The organism is Agrococcus citreus, from assembly GCF_039527715.1.
GTDB lineage: Bacteria > Actinomycetota > Actinomycetes > Actinomycetales > Microbacteriaceae > Agrococcus > Agrococcus citreus.
In genome coordinates this window covers 142875-144386 of record NZ_BAAAKK010000003.1, presented here as the reverse complement: position 1 = coordinate 144386, position 1512 = coordinate 142875, and the positions used below count along the sequence as shown (strand labels likewise).

Sequence of the window (1512 nt, the reverse complement as noted above, 5' to 3'; positions counted from 1 at the left end):
GGCGCGGCGTGTCGTGACCACCCCACCGGCAGGCGGGGGTCAGCCGGTCGAGACGCCGAGCCCCGCGACCTTCGTGATGGCGCTGAGCGGCAGCGTCCGCTCGACGTCGCGGTTCGCGTCGCGAGCGCGCAGCCGGCCGTTCGCGACCGCGAGCGGGATGAGCTCGATGTCGACGGGCTCGCCGCTCGTCGTGAGCGTGAGCCGCACGGGCACGCGCTCGCGCACGGCGCTCAGCAGCTGCCGCTCGAGCCACGCGCGCTCCTGCTCACCCACCTCGAAGCCCGCATCGCGCAGCCGCGCGACGAGCCGGTGGCGCTCGCGCGTCCGCCGGGGCGCGCGGTCGGGCACGCGCACGACGAGCTCGCCGGCGTCGTCCTCGAGCACCGCGGGGTAGCGCTCCTCGAGCAGCGCCTCGAGCGCTTCCTCGGCGCTCGTGCGGAACGTGATGCGGTGCGGCCCCGTCTGCAGCGGGCCCGAGGTCGCGAGCGCGCGGTCGACGGCGATCGTGCGGATCATGTGCTCGTCGTCGCTGCGGGCCTGCGAGCGGGCGCCGCCCTCGGCGAGCGGGTCGACGGCGCGCACGCGGAGCGCCCCGAAGCGCGCGGCGGTGTCGCGCACGAGGTAGGCCACCGGCTGCGGCAGGCCGGTGAGCGAGATGTCGCCGAGGAAGGCGAGCAGCTCCTCGGCCGTCTCGCCGGCCGCGAGCCCGGTCGCGACGCTCTGCGCCGTGACGCGCCACTGCGAGGCGATGCCGGCGCGCTCGAGCGCGGCGATCCGCCGCAGCCGGGTCTCGACCGTCGCCTCGAGCGGACCGGGCGCGACGGCCGAGAGGTCGGGCTGCAGGTAGACGGATGCGGTGGCGGGCGGCACGTGGGCGGCGAGCGCGGCGCGCGCGCGGCTCCCGTCGCCGGCCGAGGCGGTACCACCGTCGCCGGCCGAGGCGCTGCCCGCGTCGGCGCCGGGGCCGCGCCCCTGGTCGTGCCGCAGGTCGTGCTGCAGGTCGTGCCGCAGGTCGGCGGCGAGCGTCGTGAGCGTGCCGCGGTGCGCGAGCCCGAGGCGCTCGGCCTGCCGGTGCTGCCGCTCGCGCTCCGCGAGCACGGCGGCGTCGGCGAGCGGGAACTGCGTCGGCGACCAGCCGGCGACGGCGTCGAGGTCGGGGGTCGCGGCGAGCCACGCCTTCGCGAGCGCGAACCAGCGGTCGGGCACGGGGGATGCGAGCCACGCGTCGGCGTCGACGGTCGCGCGCAGCCGGCCGTCGTGGCGGTCGACCAGGCCGGCCAGCAGCGCAGGCTCGAGCCGCTCCTCGAGCTGCGCGGCCTCGGCGTCGATCGCGGCCGCGAGTGCGCGGGCTGTGGCCGCGGGCAGCTGCGAGCGGCTGCGGAGCGTGATGGGGGCATCGGCGATGCGGTGCACGAGCTCCGAGACCTTGATCGCCTCGTCGATCGCCATCTGCGGCGCGATGGCGCTCTCGATCGCGTCGGCGGCGGCCTCGGGAGCGACCGGGTCGGCGGC

The 1512-nt window shown here is 78.0% G+C and carries 1 protein-coding gene; it reads right to left on the bottom strand.

The features are described 5' to 3' along the window. Positions 1 to 39 precede the first annotated feature (39 nt). The coding region (locus ABD106_RS06005) for a helicase-associated domain-containing protein (RefSeq protein ID WP_343918384.1) at positions 40 to 1512 on the bottom strand (1473 nt) is incomplete at its 5' end.